The organism is Pedomonas mirosovicensis (assembly GCF_022569295.1).
Classification (GTDB): domain Bacteria; phylum Pseudomonadota; class Alphaproteobacteria; order Sphingomonadales; family Sphingomonadaceae; genus Pedomonas; species Pedomonas mirosovicensis.
Map to the genome: position 1 here is coordinate 640,505 of NZ_JAKFIA010000002.1, position 15,795 is coordinate 656,299.

A 15,795-nucleotide genomic window follows, 5' to 3' on the forward strand; every position below is an offset into this window, starting at 1 on the left:
ATGCTTGCCATCCGCCGCTTTATCGATCCCTATCTGATGCTCCTGATGGGAACCGTCGTTCTGGCCGCGCTCGTTCCTGCCCGCGGGGTCTGGCAGACCGTGGCGGATATGAGCGTCACCATTGCCGTCGCCGTGCTGTTCTTCCTTTATGGCGCGCGGCTGGCGCCGTCGGCGGTCTGGGCCGGTATCACGCACTGGCGGCTCCAGACCCTGGTGCTCGCCACCACCTATGTGTTCTTCCCCCTGCTCGGCCTTGCTATCGGCACGTGGGCCGATGCCTGGTTGCAGCCCGACATCGCGTTCGGGATGCTGTTTCTGTGCCTCCTGCCCTCCACGGTGCAGTCCTCGATTGCGTTCACGTCCATCGCGGGCGGCAACGTTCCGGCTGCCCTGTGCAGCGCGTCGATTTCCAACATGCTGGGCGTCGTCATCACGCCGCTGCTCGTGGCGCTGCTCCTTCCCACGTCCGGCGGTGGGATCTCGCTTCAGGCCCTTGAGGAAATCGCCCTTCAGATTCTTCTCCCCTTCGTCGTCGGTCAGGCGGCACGGCCCTTGATCGGAACCTGGCTCGCCAGGCACCGGCTGCTGACGACGGTGGTCGATCGCGGCTCGATTCTTCTCGTCGTCTACGCCGCCTTCAGCGCTGGTATGGTCGCGGGCATATGGACCCAGGTTTCGCTGCGCGACCTGCTGGCGGTGATGTTTTTCACGCTTCTGGTGCTGGCCGTGGTGCTCGGCGCAACAACGATCGCCAGTCGCAAGCTCGGCTTTTCCCGGCAGGACGAAATCGCCATCGTCTTCTGCGGCTCCAAGAAGAGCATGGCGAGCGGCATTCCGATGGCCGCGATCCTGTTTCCCGCCAGCGCCCTCAGCCTGATCGTGCTGCCGTTGATGATCTTTCATCAGGTGCAGCTGTTCATCTGCGCCATTCTTGCCCGCCGTTACGCACGGCTGGTGGAAGCGGGCGGCGAGGATAAGGGCGCAACCTCGCAATAGGCGGCCGCACCCCGGCAGGCGGCACGGCAAGGCCGGTTGCATGTGGCGTCCTACGCCGACATACTGACGCCCGCGTCAGGCGGTGTCGAGTTGAACGGATGGCAGGGTTGCGGATTGCGGTGATCGACGACAATCCGGTGCGCGGGGCCGTGCTGGAAGCGGGGCTGCGCGAGGCCGGGCTCGAGGATATCCACATCCTCAGCGGGCGTGCTCGCCTGCTCGCCCGGCTGGTGGCGCTGGAGCCCGACGTCGTGCTCATCGACATCGAAAACCCGAGCCGAGACGTGCTCGATGAAATGTTCCAGGTCTCCCGCGCCGTCGCCCGGCCCATCGCCATGTTCGTCGACCAGTCGGACGCGTCGATGATCGAGGCGGCGATCGACGCGGGCGTGTCGGCCTATGTGGTCGATGGGCTGCGCAAGGAGCGGGTGAAGCCGATCCTTGATCTGGCCATCAGCCGGTTCAATTTTCACGCGCGCCTTGCCGCCGAGCTGGAGGCCGCCAAAACCGCGCTCGCCGAGCGCAAGTTGCTCGACCGAGCCAAGGGCATCCTCATGCGCCAGCGCGGCATCGACGAACCGGCGGCCTACGCCCTGCTGCGGTCGAGCGCGATGAAACAGGGCCGCAAGATCGCGGAGATCGCGCAGGCGGTCATCACCGCCGACGAACTGCTGACCGGGGGAGAGGGCGCATGAGCGCAGTGCGGCTCGAAAAAGGGGAAGCGGTGCGGATCGGCTTCCTGCCGCTGGTGGACAGTGCCATCCTGATCGCGGCGCAGGAGTGCGGCTTCGCGGCTGCCGAGGGCGTGGCGATTGAGCTGGTGCGGGATGTGTCGTGGTCCAACATCCGCGACCGGGTGGTGCACGGCCGTCTGCACGCGGCGCACATGCTGGCCGGGCTGCCGATTGCCGTGAGCCTTGGCCTCGGCCAGCCCGCAACGCCGCTGATCGCCCCGTTCAATCTGGGGCTGAACGGCAACGCCATCACCCTGTCGCTCGCCATCGCGGGTGCGCTTGGGCCGGAAAGACTGGCGGACCCGGCGGCAAGCGCCGAGGCGCTGGCGCGGGTCGTGCGGCAGCGGCAGGCGGACGGCGCGTCGCCGTTGCGGCTGGGCATCGTCCACCCCTTCTCCTCCCACAACTACATGCTGCGCTATTGGCTGGCCTATGCGGGTCTCATGCCGGACAGAGACGTGGGGCTGGTGGTGGTGCCGCCGCCCTACATGGTCGATGCCCTTCGCAGCGGCGAGGTGGATGGCTTTTGCGTCGGCGAGCCGTGGAGCAGCGTGGCGGTTGCCGAAGGTGTCGCGCGGATCGTGGCGCTGGGCTGCCGCATCTGGCAGCGCGGAGTGGAGAAGGTGCTGGGCTGCCGCGCCGACTGGGCCGAAGCAAACCCCGACGCGCTGGCGGCGCTGATTCGCGCGCTCGACCGGGCCGCAAGCTGGACGGGCGATGCAGCCCACCACGCCGACCTCGCCGCCATGCTGGCCCAGCCCCGGTATCTGGACAAGCCCGCCGAACTCATCCGGCGCGCCCTCGATGGCCGCCTGACCGTCGCGCCCGCCGCGCCGCCGATCGCGGCGGAAGACTTCCTGCTGTTCTACAAGGACGCCGCCAACTTCCCCTGGGTGAGCCAGGCGCTGTGGATCTACTCCCAGATGGTGCGCTGGGGGCAGGTCGCGCCAAGTGACGCGGCGGAGGCCGAAGTGCGCCGCGTGTTCCGGCCCGACCTCTACCGCCGGGCGCTGGGCGACAGCGCGACGCCCCTGCCGGGTGCCAACGCCAAGGTGGAAGGCTCGCTTGATATTTCCCTGCCCGTCGGCTCTCCGCGCGGGCGGCTCTCCATCGGCCCGGACCGGTTTTTCGACAACCGCGTGTTCGATCCGGTGGACATCGCCGGTTACCTCCGGTCGTTCGCGACGCACCCTTCCCGGTAAACGCGGCAGATGCCCGGCACTGCCCGTTAAAAGTGCAAACTTTTTGTGCACTTCATTTAAATGATTAAAATTTAGTCACATCCGGCATGTGCCGCTCGGAGCGGCTCTTCCGTAAGTGCCGAAGATTCCTCGGCTGACGCGCGCATCAGCCGACTGGCACGCCGCTTGCTATGTTTCCTGACGCCAAGACTGTCCTTGCTGCACTGATGCGGCGGGCATGCCCCAACGAGGGGGCGCTTGTCACAAGACGATCCCCTCGTGCGCTGTTGATGGAGCATGCCATGAACACAGGATTCTGGAAGTCCGGGCACAAGCCAACCCTGTTCGCTGCGTTTCTCTATTTCGACCTCAGCTTCATGGTCTGGGTGTTGCTGGGCCCGCTGGGCGTCGACATCGCCCGCGACCTCGGGCTCAATGCGACTGAGAAGGGCCTGATGGTGGCGCTGCCCGTGCTGGCGGGCGCGCTGCTCAGGATCGTGATGGGCGCGCTGGTCGATCGCCTCGGCCCCAAGCGCACCGGCCTCATCGGCCAGCTGATCGTGATTGCCGGATTGCTCGCCGCCTGGACGCTCGGCATCCACAGCTTTTCACAGGTGCTGGCGCTCGGGCTGGTGCTGGGTGTGGCGGGCGCCGCCTTTGCGGTTGCGCTGCCGCTCGCCTCCCGCTGGTATCCGCCGCAGCATCAGGGCACGGCGCTGGGCATTGCGGGCGCGGGCAACTCGGGCACGGTGCTGGCCGCCCTGTTCGCCCCCGGCCTTGCCGCCGCCTTCGGCTGGGGCAACGTGCTCGGCCTTGCCGTGCTGCCGCTGCTGCTGGCGCTCGTGGTCTATGTCGCTCTGGCGAAGGACAGCCCGAACCGCCCCGCGCCCAGGCCGTTTGTCGCCACCTTCGCACCGCTCAAAAGCGCGGACGCCTGGTGGTTCATGTTCTTCTATGCGGTTACCTTCGGCGGGTTCAGCGGCCTTGCCTCCTCGCTCACCATCTACTTCAACGACCAGTACGGGCTGGACCCGGTGACGGCGGGCTATTTCACCGCCGCCTGCGTGTTTGCGGGCTCTCTGGTGCGGCCCATCGGCGGCTATGTGGCCGACCGCCTGGGCGGCATCCGCTCGCTCACCGCTATGTACCTGGTAGCCGCCGTCGCGCTGGCGGGCGTCAGTGCCGGCCTGCCGACCGCCAGGCAGGCCTTGTCGGTGTTCGTCATCGCCATGCTGGCGCTGGGCATGGGCAACGGGGCGGTATTCCAGTTGGTGCCGCAGCGCTTCCGCGAGGAAATCGGCGCGATGACCGGCCTTGTGGGCATGGCGGGGGGCGTCGGCGGCTTCACGCTCGCCTCCAGCCTCGGCCTCGCCCGGCAGCTGAGCGGCACCTACCAGGATGGCTTTCTGATTTTCGCCTGTCTCGCGCTCGTGGCGCTGGTGGGCCTCACCACCATCAAGCGCCGCTGGCGCGCGCATCTGATTTATCTGAAAAGGAATATCACCATGGCACGGGAAGACCGGGAAAAGATCCGCGAAGAGCTGGTGGTGGTGGGCAACGGCATGGCCGGGTGCCGGGCCGTTGAGGAGGTGCTGAAGCGCGATCCCCACCGCTATCACATCACCATTTTCGGGGCCGAGCCGAGGGTGAATTACAACCGCATCATGCTGAGCCCCTTGCTTGCGGGCGAGAAGCGGTTCGAGGACATCATCATCAACGATGAGGCTTGGTACGCCGACAACGGCATCACGCTCATCGCAGGCGATGCGGTGGTCGAGATCGACCGAGCCGCGCGCACCGTCAAAAGCGCCTCGGGCCGCGTGGTGGAATATGACCGGCTGGTGCTGGCGACGGGCTCCGATCCGTTCGTGCTGCCCGTGCCGGGCGCGAAGCTGCCGGGTGTCGTCACCTTCCGCGATATGGACGACGTAGATGCCATGCTGCGGGCGAGCGAGACGGGCAGGCGGGCGGTCGTCATCGGCGGCGGTCTCCTTGGGCTGGAGGCGGCGCACGGGCTCAGCCTTCGCGGCATGGAGGTGACGGTCATTCACCTGATGCCGACGCTGATGGAGCGGCAGCTGGACGAGGCGGCGGGTTTTCTTCTGAAGACCGCGTTGGAGGCGCGGGGCCAGACCATCCTGACCGGCGCGGAGACAGAAGCCATTCTGGGCGAGACCCATGTGGAGGGCGTTCGCTTGACGGACGGGCGCGTCATCCCCGCCGATATCGTGGTGATGGCGGTCGGCATCCGACCCAACACGGTGCTGGCGCAGGCTGCCGGGCTTGAGGTGGGCCGGGGCATCAAGGTCGATGACCACATGCTCACCAGCGATCCCGCCGTGCTGGCGGTGGGCGAATGCGTCGAGCACCAGGACGTGTGCTACGGCCTTGTTGCGCCCCTGTGGGAGATGTGCGCGGCGCTGGCCGATGCTCTCACGGCGCGGCCATCGGAGGGCTATCGCGGCTCGGTTACCTCCACCAAACTGAAGGTCGCGGGGCTGGACGTATTCTCCGCCGGGGACTTTTCGGGCGGGGCAGACTGTGAGGACATTGTACTGCGCGATGCGGCGCGGGGCGTCTACAAGCGCGTCGTGATCCGCGACAGCAGAATTATCGGGGCGGTGCTCTATGGCGATACCGGCGACGGCGCGTGGTATTTCCAGCTGCTGCGCGAGGGCGCGGATATTTCCGCCGTGCGCGACAGCCTGATCTTCGGGCAGGCGTTTGCCGAAGGGGGCTCCTTCGCGGACCCTCGCCAGGCCGTTGCAGCCTTGTCGGATAACGCGGAGATCTGCGGCTGCAACGGCGTGTGCAAGGGGGCGATCACGCGGGCGATTTCCGAACAGGGCCTGACGACGCTGGATGCGGTGAGAAGCGTGACCAAGGCGTCGGCCTCGTGCGGCTCCTGCACGCCGCAGGTGGAGATGCTGCTGAGCCTGACGCTGGGCGACGACTATTCCGGCGAGCGCGTGGTTAGCCCCATGTGCAAGTGCACCGACTTCACCCACGACGACGTGCGCAGGCTCATTCTGGAAAAGGCGCTGAAGGCGATCCCCGCCGTGATGCAGGCGCTGCACTGGAAGACGCCCGACGGCTGCTCCAGCTGCCGCCCGGCGCTCAACTATTATCTGCTGTGCGCCTGGCCCGGCGAGTATGCGGACGACCAGCAGAGCCGTTTCGTCAACGAGCGGCTGCACGCCAACATCCAGAAGGACGGCACCTATTCGGTGGTGCCGCGCATGTGGGGCGGGCTCACCTCGGCAAAGGAGCTGCGCGCCATCGCCGACGTGGTGGACAAGTTCAACATCCCCACGGTCAAGGTGACGGGCGGCCAGCGCATCGACCTGTTCGGCGTGAAAAAGGAAGACCTGCCCGCCGTGTGGGCGGATCTGAACGCAGCGGGCATGGTCTCGGGCCACGCCTATGGCAAGGCGCTGCGGACGGTCAAAACCTGCGTGGGCTCGGAATGGTGTCGGTTCGGCACGCAGGACTCGACCGGCCTCGGCGTCAGGATCGAGCGCATGACCTGGGGTTCGTGGATGCCGCACAAGTTCAAGATCGCGGTGTCGGGTTGCCCGCGCAACTGCGCCGAGGCCACCATCAAGGACTTCGGCATCGTGTGCGTGGATTCGGGTTACGAACTGCATATCGGCGGCAACGGCGGCATCAAGGTGCGGGCGACGGACCTCCTCTGCAAGGTGGCAACCGAAGAGGAGGTGATGGAATACTGCGCCGCCTTCATACAGCTCTACCGGGAGGAGGCGCGCTATCTGGAGCGCACCGCGCCGTGGGTAGAGCGGGTAGGGCTCGATTACATCAAGCAACGCATCGTCGAGGACGCCGAAGGGCGCGCGCAACTTGCCGCACGCTTCCGCTTCTCCCAGCAATTCCATCAGGATGACCCGTGGGCGAGCCGCGTGGCGGGCAGGGACGCGCACCTGCACCGGCCGCTGAGTCTTGCAGCCGAATAAAAGGAGGGACGAGACATGACCGACCGCTGGATCGATATTGGCACCATTCACGACATTCCCCGCCTCGGCGCGCGCACCGTACCGACGCCGCTGGGAGACGTTGCCGTGTTCCGCACGGGGACGGACCGGGTGTTTGCGCTGTTCGACCGCTGCCCGCACAAGGGCGGGCCGCTGAGCCAAGGCATCGTGCATGGGGAGAGCGTCGCCTGCCCGCTGCACAACTGGGTGATTGACCTTGAAACCGGCGCGGCGCGCGCGCCCGACAAGGGCTGCGCCCGCAAGCTGGCAGTGCGGGTGGAGGAGGGGCGCATCCTGCTCTCCCTGCCTCTCGCCGTGGCAGCCTGATCCATGGCCGGGGTGCACACCACCTGCCCCTATTGCGGCGTCGGCTGCGGCATTCGCGCCGAGGTGACGGGCGAGCGCCGCGCCGAGATCCGGGGAGACGAGGCGCATCCGGCCAACGCCGGGCGGCTGTGCTCCAAAGGCACGCATCTGGGCGAGACGGTAGGGTTGGAAGGGCGGCTGCTGCACCCCATGGTTGCCGGGCGGCAGGCGGGCTGGGACGAGGCGCTTGGCCTTGTGGCGGAGGGCTTCGCCCGCACCATTGCCGAGCACGGGCCGGACTCGGTGGCGTTCTACGTCTCCGGCCAGCTGCTGACAGAAGACTATTACGTGGCCAACAAGCTGATGAAGGGGTTCCTCGGCTCGGGCAACATCGACACCAACTCCCGCCTGTGCATGGCCTCGGCCGTTGCCGGGCATCGCCGCGCTTTTGCTGAGGATGTGGTGCCCGCTTCCTACGTAGACCTGGATGAGGCGGATTTGATCGTGCTGGTTGGCTCCAACACCGCCTGGTGCCACCCGGTCGTTTACCAGCGCATCATGGCGGCGCGGGAGAAGCGCGGCACGAAGCTGGTGGTGATCGACCCGCGCCGCACCGAAACCTGCGAGACGGCGGACCTGCACCTCGCCGTCAAGCCGGGCAGCGACGTGCGCTTGTTCAACGGCCTCATCGCTTACCTGGCCGACTGCGGCGCGCTCGATGAAAAGTTCATCGCCCGGCATGTCTCCGTGCCACCCGGCTTCTGGACGCGGCTGGAGGAAGGCCACGATCTGTTCGATGTGGCCCGCGATTGCGATGTGTCCGCCAGCGACCTTGCGAAATTCTTCAGCCTGTTCGCGGGTACGCCCCGCACCGTTACCCTGTTCAGCCAGGGGGTGAACCAGTCGGTCAACGGCACGGACAAGGTCAACGCCATTATCAATTGCCATCTGGCGACGGGCCGCATCGGCAAACCGGGGGCTGCGCCCTTTTCCATCACCGGTCAGCCCAATGCCATGGGCGGGCGCGAAGTGGGCGGCCTTGCCAACCAGCTCGCCGCGCACATGAATTTCGAGAACACAGGCGACATCGACCGGGTGCGGCGTTTCTGGGGCGCGCCCAACATCGCCCGCACGCCCGGCCTCAAGGCGGTGGACCTGTTCCGCGCCGTCAGCGAGGGAAAAATCAAGGCGCTGTGGATCATGGCGACCAACCCTCTCGTCAGCCTGCCAGACGCGAATGCTGCGCGGGACGCGCTGAAAAAATGCCCGCTGGTGGTGGTCTCCGACTGCATAACCCGTACCGATACACTTGATCTCGCCCACATCGCGCTGCCTGCGGCGGCGTGGGGGGAGAAGGACGGCACGGTCACCAACTCCGAGCGGCGCATCAGCCACCAGCGGCGGTTTTTCTCGCTGCCGGGGGAGGCGCGCCCGGACTGGTGGATCGTCTCGGAGGTCGCCCGCCGCATGGGCTACGGCGCGGCTTTTGCGTACACGAAACCAGCAGAGATTTTTCGGGAGCACGCACGGCTTTCCGCGTTCGAGAACGACGGTGCGCGCCTGTTCGACATCGGCGCATATGCCGGAATTTCCGACGAAGAATATGAAGCGCTGGCTCCTTTCCAGTGGCCCGCGCGGAAGGGTGAGAGATCGGACCCCACCCGCCTGTTCGCCGATGGCCGTTTCCCCACATCCGATGGCCGGGCGCGAATGGTCGAGGTGGCGCCGGGGGAGGAGCGGCCGGCGGACCCCTCTTGGCCGCTCCTCCTCAACAGCGGGCGCTTGCGCGACCAGTGGCACACCATGACGCGCACCGGGCTTTCCCCGCGCCTCTCGCGCCACAGCCCTGAGCCGACGGTGGACGTGCACCCAAAGGATGCGGAGAGCTTCGGACTGAAGGATAGAGCGCTGGCGCGGGTGGAGACCCGATATGGTGCGAGCCTCTACCGCGTGCGGGTGAGCGAGGCCCAACGCCGGGGTGAGCTGTTCGCGCCGATCCACTGGACCGACCAGCACTCCTCCGGCGGGCGCACCGGGCGGCTGGCGCAGCCATTGTGCGACCCGGTCTCCGGCCAGCCGGGGTTCAAGGCGACGCCCGCACGCATTCGCACCGTGGAGACGGCGTGGCGCGGGTTCCTCCTCACCCGGACGGTGGCAGATATGGCAAGCACCAACTACTGGACCCGCGTGACGCTGGCGGGCGGGCATCTTTATGAACTGGCGGGCGATGGCGATGCGGCGGCGCTGGCGGCGCAGCTGCTCCCCCAAGGGGGAGAACGGGTGGAAGCGATCGACCACACGCGCGGCAATGCCCGCTGGGCGGTGCTGCGCGACGGCAAACTGGAAGCCTGCCTGTTCATCGCCAGCGACGCCAGCCTGCCACCGCGAGACTGGCTCATCCGCCAGCTGGAGGAACATGCAGCGCCCAGCCCGCTCGCCCTGTTGGCGGGCCGACCGGCCAAGCCCGAGCCCGACCGGGGGGCAATCGTGTGCGTGTGCTTCGATGTGGGGCTCAAGACGCTGGTGGCGGCGATTGCGGACCAACGACTGACCAGCGTGGAGGCGGTGGGTTCGGCCCTCAAGGCGGGCACCAACTGCGGCTCCTGCCGCCCCGCGATTGCCAAACTGCTGAATCCGGAGAAGGAGGCAAGCCATGCCGTCTGATTTGCATATCGTACCGGGGGATGTCTGGCTGGTGGGCGCAGGGCCGGGCGATCCGGAGTTGCTGACGCTGAAAGCCATCCGGCTGATCGAAGCGGCGGACGTGGTGTTTCACGACGCGCTGGTGAGTGCGGAAATTCTCGCGTTGGTGCCGAAGCATGTGCGAGTTCGCTCCGTCGGCAAGCGCAGCGGGCGGCATTCCCGCGAGCAGGGCGACATCAACGACGATCTGCTGAGCGCTGCCAGGGCGGGCCTCAGGGTGGTGCGGTTGAAAGGGGGCGACCCTTCCATCTTTGGCCGTTCGGCAGAGGAAATGGCGCACCTCAGGGCCCATGGCATTTCCGTACATGTGGTCCCCGGCATCACGGCGGCCTCGGCCGCTGCCGCCTCGGCGGGGGTATCGCTCACCTTGCGCGGCGCGGCACGGCGGCTCCAGTTCATCACCGCCCATGCGAAGGCGGGCGAGGCGCTCGATCTGGACTGGGCGGCGCTGGCCGACCCGCGCTCGACGCTCGCCATCTACATGGGTCGGGCCGCCGCGCCGGAGGTCGCCCGCAATCTGCTGTCCGCAGGACTGCCGCCCGCAACGCCGGCATTGATCGTAGAGAACGCCAGCCTGGCTTCTGAGCGGCGCTTTTCCACCCGGCTCGACCTCCTGGCGCTGGCGGTCAAAACGGCGGTGGGCGACGGGCCGACGCTGCTGCTGATTGGTGCTGCTTTGAAGAGCGCCGCGACACCAGGCTGTATGCCTGGTTTGATGGCCGGTGCTGTGCCGTCATCGTCGGGTAATGAAGATGTAATCGGGACGCAATGAGGCATTGATACATCCCTGCTGGTTGTTTGCGATTGTAACCTGACAGGGGGTTAAGTGCGTACTTTTAAGCGTGCTTTTATGGCGGCCGCGTTGCCTGCCATGTGTCTGTTCGCGTCGTCGGCCTATGCTGAAAATGCGGTGGTGCCCGAAGATGCGGCATCGGCTGAAGACTTTGCAGCTGATAATTCTGCAAGCGGGGGGTCTGACATTATTGTCACTGGTACTGCCCGCGCGCAGCGCCGCTTCGATGCATCCTATTCCATCAACCTTTTGACCAACGAAGAGATCGACAAGATCGCGCCGGTTAACATGGCTGATCTTATCGGTCAGCTGCCAGGCTTCCAGACCGAATCCACCGGCGGCGAGGTGCAGAACATCTACCGCATTCGTGGCCTGCCCAGCGACGGCGGTTTCGTGAACTTTCAGCAAGACGGCTTGCCGCTGTTTCATGAAAACGACGGCTATTTCTTCCGCGGTGACTCTCTGGCCCGCTACGATCTGATGGTCGACCGCATGGAAGTTCTGCGCGGCGGCCCAGCGTCGGTCTATGCCAGCTATGCCGGCGCAATTGTCAACAACATCACCGTGACCGGCAGCGACACCCCCGCGCGGTAAGGCGCAGATTACCCTGGGCGACTCCGGCCTCTATCGTCTGGACGCCTATCAGGCCGGTCCGCTGGGACGGGATACCTACTACGCCATCGGCGGTTTTCTCCGTTACAACGAGGGCCTGCGCGATAACGGCTTCCCGACCGACAAGGGCGGCCAGATCCGCGCTAATATCAAGCACGATCTGGACCACGGCTTCGTGAAGGTCACGGCGAACTACGTCAACGACCACAACGTCTTCTATCTGCCGATCCCGATCGCCGACCCACGTGACCCATCTGTATCGTTGGACCAGTATATCGACTACTTCGATGGCACCATGAACACGCCGGCCCTGCGCCATGTAACCATCAAGTATCTGGATGGCGCTGGCACCATGCAAACCAAGGAAAGCGATCTGGCCAACGGTCGTCACACCAAGGCATGGAACATCGGGCTCCAGTATGAGAACGACTTCAGCGGCTGGCTGGTATCGGCCAAGACCGGCCTGACCAAGGGGCGGGTTCACTTCAACGCGCTCTATTCGACCGCCAACCCGTCTGACGCTGACGCCTATGCCAACGGCTTCCTGGGCAAGGCGCAGGCCGCCTTCGGGCCGGATGTCACCCGCCTCGGCTATGCCATTGCCGGCACCAATGGCGCGACGCTCTATGACCCTTACGATGACTCCGGTCTGGTCATGCCCGGTCAGTATCGGGACATCTCCACGAAATTTTACTCGGCGCAGGGCGACCTTAGCATCACCCGCAAGTTCGAAACCGGGCTCGGCAGCCATGATGTTCGGGTCGGCTTCTATGCCTCGGCCTATGGCGGGACCATGGACGCCGCCTATCAGGACTATCTGATCCAGGTGAAAGGCCAGCCGGAGCTGCTAGACCTCATTGCCTATGACAGCGCGGGCGCAATCAAGGGCTCCGTGACTGACAACGGCGTGCTCTACTACGCCAGCACCCTGAAGAAGGGCGATGCGGATGGAACCGTCGTTGCATTCTACGGCAATGACACTTGGCAGTTGACGCGGAACTTGCGCGTCGATGCCGGCGTCCGCCACGAATCCTACGACTTCAAGGGCTGGGGCGAGCTGACCTCACAGCAGAACCAAGGCGATCCGGACACCTTGGCCGATGATACCAGTCGTGGTTACACCGGCACACTGGTGCACCATGACCTATCGTACGAGGCAACCAACTGGACGGCGGGTGTCAATTACGACATCAGTCCGTACTTCGGCGTCTATGGGCGCATGTCGCATCTGGAATCGGTGCCATCGGTGCAGCAGGTCTCGAGCGTTGACCCGAGCACCGTCGTGACCAAGGCGAACCAGAACGAGATCGGCTTCAAGTTCGCCAAGGGTGGCAGCTACCTCTACGTCACCGGCTTCTTCACCAAATTCAAGCCGATGGACCAGAGCTTCACTGCCTACAACCCGGCGACCGGCCGCAACGACGAGCGCGTGCCGTTCGTGGGCGAGGCGACGGTCAAAGGCGTGGAGTTCGACGGCCTGTGGCGCGTGACGCCGTGGTTCTCGCTGACCGGCGCGCTCACCATCAGTGATCCCAAGTACCACAACTTCCAGAATACGGATGGCGCCGACCCGTCGCTGGTCGAAGGCAACCAGATCGTGCGCCAGCCTAAGGTCTACGGCAACATCCGCCCGAGCTTCAACTTCGCTGCGGGCGAGGCTGATGTGGAAGTCTACGGCCGCTACAACTACATGGGCCGCCGCTATGTGGATCTCTACAACAATACAGCGCTTCCCGCCTACAGCACCTTCGGTGCGGGCGTGACTGTGAAGTATGAGGGCTGGCAGGTCCAGTTGGTGGGCGACAACCTTACCAACGCGCACGGCCTGACCGAGGGCAACAGCCGAACCGACAACCTGGCCGGCCAAGGTAGTGTCGAGGCGATCTACGGCCGCCCGATCTATGGCCGCAATTTCCGGCTGGTGATCGGAACGTCCTGGTAAGCGCGCCGCGAAAGAGGAAGCGGGGAGGAGGCAGCCACGTGCCGTCTCCTCCCCGGCTCCGCGCCTTTCCCCTCATGAATAGGAAGCGTCTGATGCGTCACCTCATGCTAAAACTGTCGCTGGCCCTCTGCGTGGCCGGTAGCCTTCCGGCCGCGCCTGCCATGGCCTGGGGCGTGCTCGCCCACAAGGTGGTGGACCGTGCCGCCATTGCCGCCCTGCCTGCCGATGGGCCGGTATTCCTGCAGAAGTATGCCGACTATGTGAGCAAGAGTTCATCCATGCCCGACACTTGGCGTTCGGCAACCGAGCCCTTCTCCAAAATTCAGGAAGACCCGAACCACGGCTGGTTCCGCGAGCAGTTCGCCTTCATGAAAAATCTGCCGCGCTCGCGCTACGAGTTCGTGCTGGCGCTGCACGACGCTCACCTTAAGCAGATGAAAACCGACCCGGCGCATGCCGCTCGCACCAACGTGCGCTGGACCGGAACTCTGCCCTACGCGGCGATGGAGAGCTACGGCCGCCTGGTCGCCAACATGCGCTCGCTGCGCCGAGCAATGGCACGCGGCGAGGATGTCTCCCTCTGGGAGCAGAACTGCGCCTATGAGGTGGCGGTGCTGGGGCATTACATCGGTGATGGCTCCCAGCCCCTGCACGTCTCCGAAAACAGCGACGGCTGGCGTGGGGACAATTCGAGGGGCTACACCACCGACCGCACCATTCACGGTCGGTTCGAGGGCCGTTTTGTGGAAATGATCAACCTGACTGCGGCTGATGTTGAGGGGCGTATTCCGGCGGTTGCGCGCCAGTCCGGCGACGTGTTCGACCACGTGCTGGCGTTCCTCGATGAGTCCTACACCCACATGGAGGACGTCTACCGGCTGGAAAAGGAGGGGGCGCTGGAAGACCCCGGCAACAAGGGCGCGCGCGAGCTGGTCTATGCCCGCGTTGCCACCGGCGCGGCCATGCTGCGGGATATGCTGACCCGCGCCTGGGCCGAAAGCGCGAACCTGCAGCCGAAAGCTGAGGACAATCCGCTCGATTTCAACAGCCCGGCCTTCAACCCGGCGACCGGTTCGGCCCCGGCTGCGCGGTCCTGATCCGCACGGCGGGGCGTGAGCTTATACCCCCGTCTGTGCTCTCGGGAATTGAAAAGGCTGCCCTCGGGCAGCCTTTTTGCGTTCCAGGCAATATGCACTGCTGATCAGGAGCGGAAAGGAAAGGCAATCCCAAAGCTGCAAGCGCCTGACCAGTATGCTGGAAGGGACGATACAACAGGGGGCTGGTTTGTTCGGCATTTGTTAATGTTAGATGTTGCCTAGTGGAATCCGACTACTATGTTTCGGTCAGCAAACAATGCAGAGTAAACCGGATTTTCACCATAGCTTGTTTAGCGAAATCCCTGAAAATGTTGGTCCCCGTCTAGCGACGCTCCGCGGAGGAGTAGCGCACGTTGTACGGCCTCCCGGATCGCAGAGTATCGCCGAGGCCGAGCATAATTTCATCAGTATCATGCTGGCTCCGACACAGGGGTTGAGAAGCGCTATTGGCGGCGACAGGCTTCACGAATACGACGCTGAAGTTGGCACGATCGTCATTACGCCAGCTGGCATGGATGCACACGTAGTATGGCAGCACACCAGGGAGAATGCGACCATTGTCCTGCCGGCATCCGTATTGCAGGAGTTAGCAGAACAGGAGCGGAATGGGGGCAGGAGTGAATTGCAGCTGGTTCCATTCGGAACTGTCGATCCGTGGGCATTGCATATCGCAGAATTGATGAAAGCTGAATTATCCAGGAAAGAAGGCGCGAACGAGCTTTTTGTTGAATCGCTTGTGACGATCCTGGGCGTTCATCTACTGCGGCGCTATGGAGGCATAGGAGCAAGCTTAACGCGGACCAGTGGCGGGCTTTCTTCCCGCCAAGCCCAAAGGGTACGGCAGTATATGGAGACCCATGTCAGCCGCAAAATATCGATTGCCGATCTGGCCTCGGTGGCAGGGCTCTCCCGGCATTATTTCATCCAGTCATTCGCCAAGACGTTTGGAAAATCTCCTCATCAATATCTTATCGATCTACGTCTTGATTTTGCCGAGAAGCTGCTGGTTCGGGGGACCTGGCCATTGCGAACGTGGCCCACTTATGCGGCTTCTCAAGCCAGAGTCATCTGACAACGACGATGCGGATGCACCGAAATATCACCCCCATGCAAGTGCGGCTTCGCGGGTAATTGATTCTTTTATACTTGAAGATGCTATGATTGCGGCTAGCATTGATTGGCATTTTGCGTGTGTGGTTTGGCCATGTTGCTGATCTAGGCCTCTGTAATATAGAAAAAATTTATTGCTCTTGGCATTATTTACTAATTTTAAACCATGATCCCCATTTTTTCTAAAAAAGAAACGGTATTTTTTGAAATACAAGGCATGGGAAATCATGTTTCTCTTTATAGCTGGCATTGTCCTGGGGCAGCTTTGCGGGTTCTGTATTGAATCTCCAAAGGCAGGCAATGCTAGGCCAGGCAGGAATGGCAGCAGTGGA

Annotated in this window: 11 protein-coding genes and 2 pseudogenes; 12 read left to right on the forward strand and 1 reads right to left on the reverse strand. The window is 64.3% G+C overall.

Annotated features, from left to right (window positions below; genetic code table 11):
* The 12 genes and pseudogenes from L0C21_RS15660 (at position 1) to L0C21_RS16980 (ending at position 15,484) form a co-directional block, all read left to right on the forward strand.
* The gene (locus tag L0C21_RS15660) at positions 1-996 is read left to right on the forward strand and encodes a bile acid:sodium symporter family protein (RefSeq protein WP_259279348.1); all 996 of its coding nucleotides are present in this window, start codon (positions 1-3) and stop codon (positions 994-996) included.
* A 107-nt stretch (positions 997-1,103) separates the two neighbouring features.
* Positions 1,104-1,691: an ANTAR domain-containing response regulator gene (locus L0C21_RS15665; RefSeq protein WP_259279537.1), complete on the forward strand. Its 588-nt coding sequence runs from the start codon at positions 1,104-1,106 to the stop codon at positions 1,689-1,691.
* Positions 1,688-2,932, forward strand: a complete 1,245-nt coding sequence (locus tag L0C21_RS15670; protein ID WP_259279349.1) for a CmpA/NrtA family ABC transporter substrate-binding protein — start codon at positions 1,688-1,690, stop codon at positions 2,930-2,932. Before L0C21_RS15665 ends, L0C21_RS15670 begins: the two co-directional genes overlap by 4 nt.
* Before the next feature lie 281 nt (positions 2,933-3,213).
* A pseudogene (locus tag L0C21_RS15675) lies at positions 3,214-4,389 on the forward strand (nitrate/nitrite transporter); the annotation flags it as partial.
* A gap of 27 nt (positions 4,390-4,416) precedes the next feature.
* Positions 4,417-6,882, forward strand: coding sequence for a nitrite reductase large subunit NirB (gene nirB / locus L0C21_RS15680; protein WP_310593413.1), 2,466 nt, complete (start codon positions 4,417-4,419; stop codon positions 6,880-6,882).
* A 15-nt stretch (positions 6,883-6,897) separates the two neighbouring features.
* Complete coding sequence (gene nirD, locus L0C21_RS15685) at positions 6,898-7,227, forward strand: nitrite reductase small subunit NirD (RefSeq protein ID WP_259279350.1); 330 nt, start codon at positions 6,898-6,900, stop codon at positions 7,225-7,227.
* Between the two features lie 3 nt (positions 7,228-7,230).
* The gene (locus tag L0C21_RS15690) at positions 7,231-9,870 is read left to right on the forward strand and encodes a nitrate reductase (RefSeq protein WP_259279351.1); all 2,640 of its coding nucleotides are present in this window, start codon (positions 7,231-7,233) and stop codon (positions 9,868-9,870) included.
* Entirely contained in the window at positions 9,860-10,681 is an 822-nt protein-coding gene (gene cobA / locus L0C21_RS15695) for a uroporphyrinogen-III C-methyltransferase (RefSeq protein WP_259279352.1), read from the forward strand. The genes L0C21_RS15690 and cobA overlap by 11 nt, the downstream gene beginning before the upstream one ends.
* Positions 10,682-10,759: 78 nt before the next feature.
* Positions 10,760-13,256 (forward strand): annotated as a pseudogene (locus L0C21_RS15700) (TonB-dependent receptor).
* A 92-nt stretch (positions 13,257-13,348) separates the two neighbouring features.
* Positions 13,349-14,353, forward strand: coding sequence for a phospholipase C/P1 nuclease family protein (locus L0C21_RS15705; protein ID WP_259279353.1), 1,005 nt, complete (start codon positions 13,349-13,351; stop codon positions 14,351-14,353).
* Positions 14,354-14,765: 412 nt separating this feature from the next.
* Positions 14,766-15,425 carry an AraC family transcriptional regulator gene (locus tag L0C21_RS15710; protein ID WP_259279354.1) on the forward strand — a complete coding sequence of 220 codons (660 nt, stop codon included), beginning with the start codon at positions 14,766-14,768 and terminating at the stop codon, positions 15,423-15,425.
* Positions 15,386-15,484 (forward strand): helix-turn-helix transcriptional regulator, encoded by a 99-nt coding sequence (locus L0C21_RS16980; protein WP_374940275.1) that lies wholly within the window; start codon positions 15,386-15,388, stop codon positions 15,482-15,484. Before L0C21_RS15710 ends, L0C21_RS16980 begins: the two co-directional genes overlap by 40 nt.
* On the opposite strand, the gene L0C21_RS15715 is transcribed toward L0C21_RS16980, so the two are convergent.
* Entirely contained in the window at positions 15,453-15,692 is a 240-nt protein-coding gene (locus L0C21_RS15715; protein WP_259279355.1) for a hypothetical protein, read from the reverse strand. The two genes, L0C21_RS16980 and L0C21_RS15715, sit on opposite strands and share 32 nt — an antisense overlap.
* Positions 15,693-15,795: the final 103 nt, after the last annotated feature.

Excerpts from the sequence above, each read along its gene's own strand:
- L0C21_RS15660 (WP_259279348.1), top strand. The coding sequence starts at position 1 with ATGCTTGCCATCCGCCGCTTTATCGATCCCTATCTGATGCTCCTGATG.
- L0C21_RS15670 (WP_259279349.1), top strand. The coding sequence starts at position 1,688 with ATGAGCGCAGTGCGGCTCGAAAAAGGGGAAGCGGTGCGGATCGGCTTC.
- nirB (WP_310593413.1), top strand. The coding sequence starts at position 4,417 with ATGGCACGGGAAGACCGGGAAAAGATCCGCGAAGAGCTGGTGGTGGTG.
- nirD (WP_259279350.1), top strand. The coding sequence starts at position 6,898 with ATGACCGACCGCTGGATCGATATTGGCACCATTCACGACATTCCCCGC.
- L0C21_RS15690 (WP_259279351.1), top strand. The coding sequence starts at position 7,231 with ATGGCCGGGGTGCACACCACCTGCCCCTATTGCGGCGTCGGCTGCGGC.
- cobA (WP_259279352.1), top strand. The coding sequence starts at position 9,860 with ATGCCGTCTGATTTGCATATCGTACCGGGGGATGTCTGGCTGGTGGGC.
- L0C21_RS15705 (WP_259279353.1), top strand. The coding sequence starts at position 13,349 with ATGCGTCACCTCATGCTAAAACTGTCGCTGGCCCTCTGCGTGGCCGGT.
- L0C21_RS15710 (WP_259279354.1), top strand. The coding sequence starts at position 14,766 with ATGCTGGCTCCGACACAGGGGTTGAGAAGCGCTATTGGCGGCGACAGG.
- L0C21_RS15715 (WP_259279355.1), bottom strand. The coding sequence starts at position 15,692 with ATGATTTCCCATGCCTTGTATTTCAAAAAATACCGTTTCTTTTTTAGA.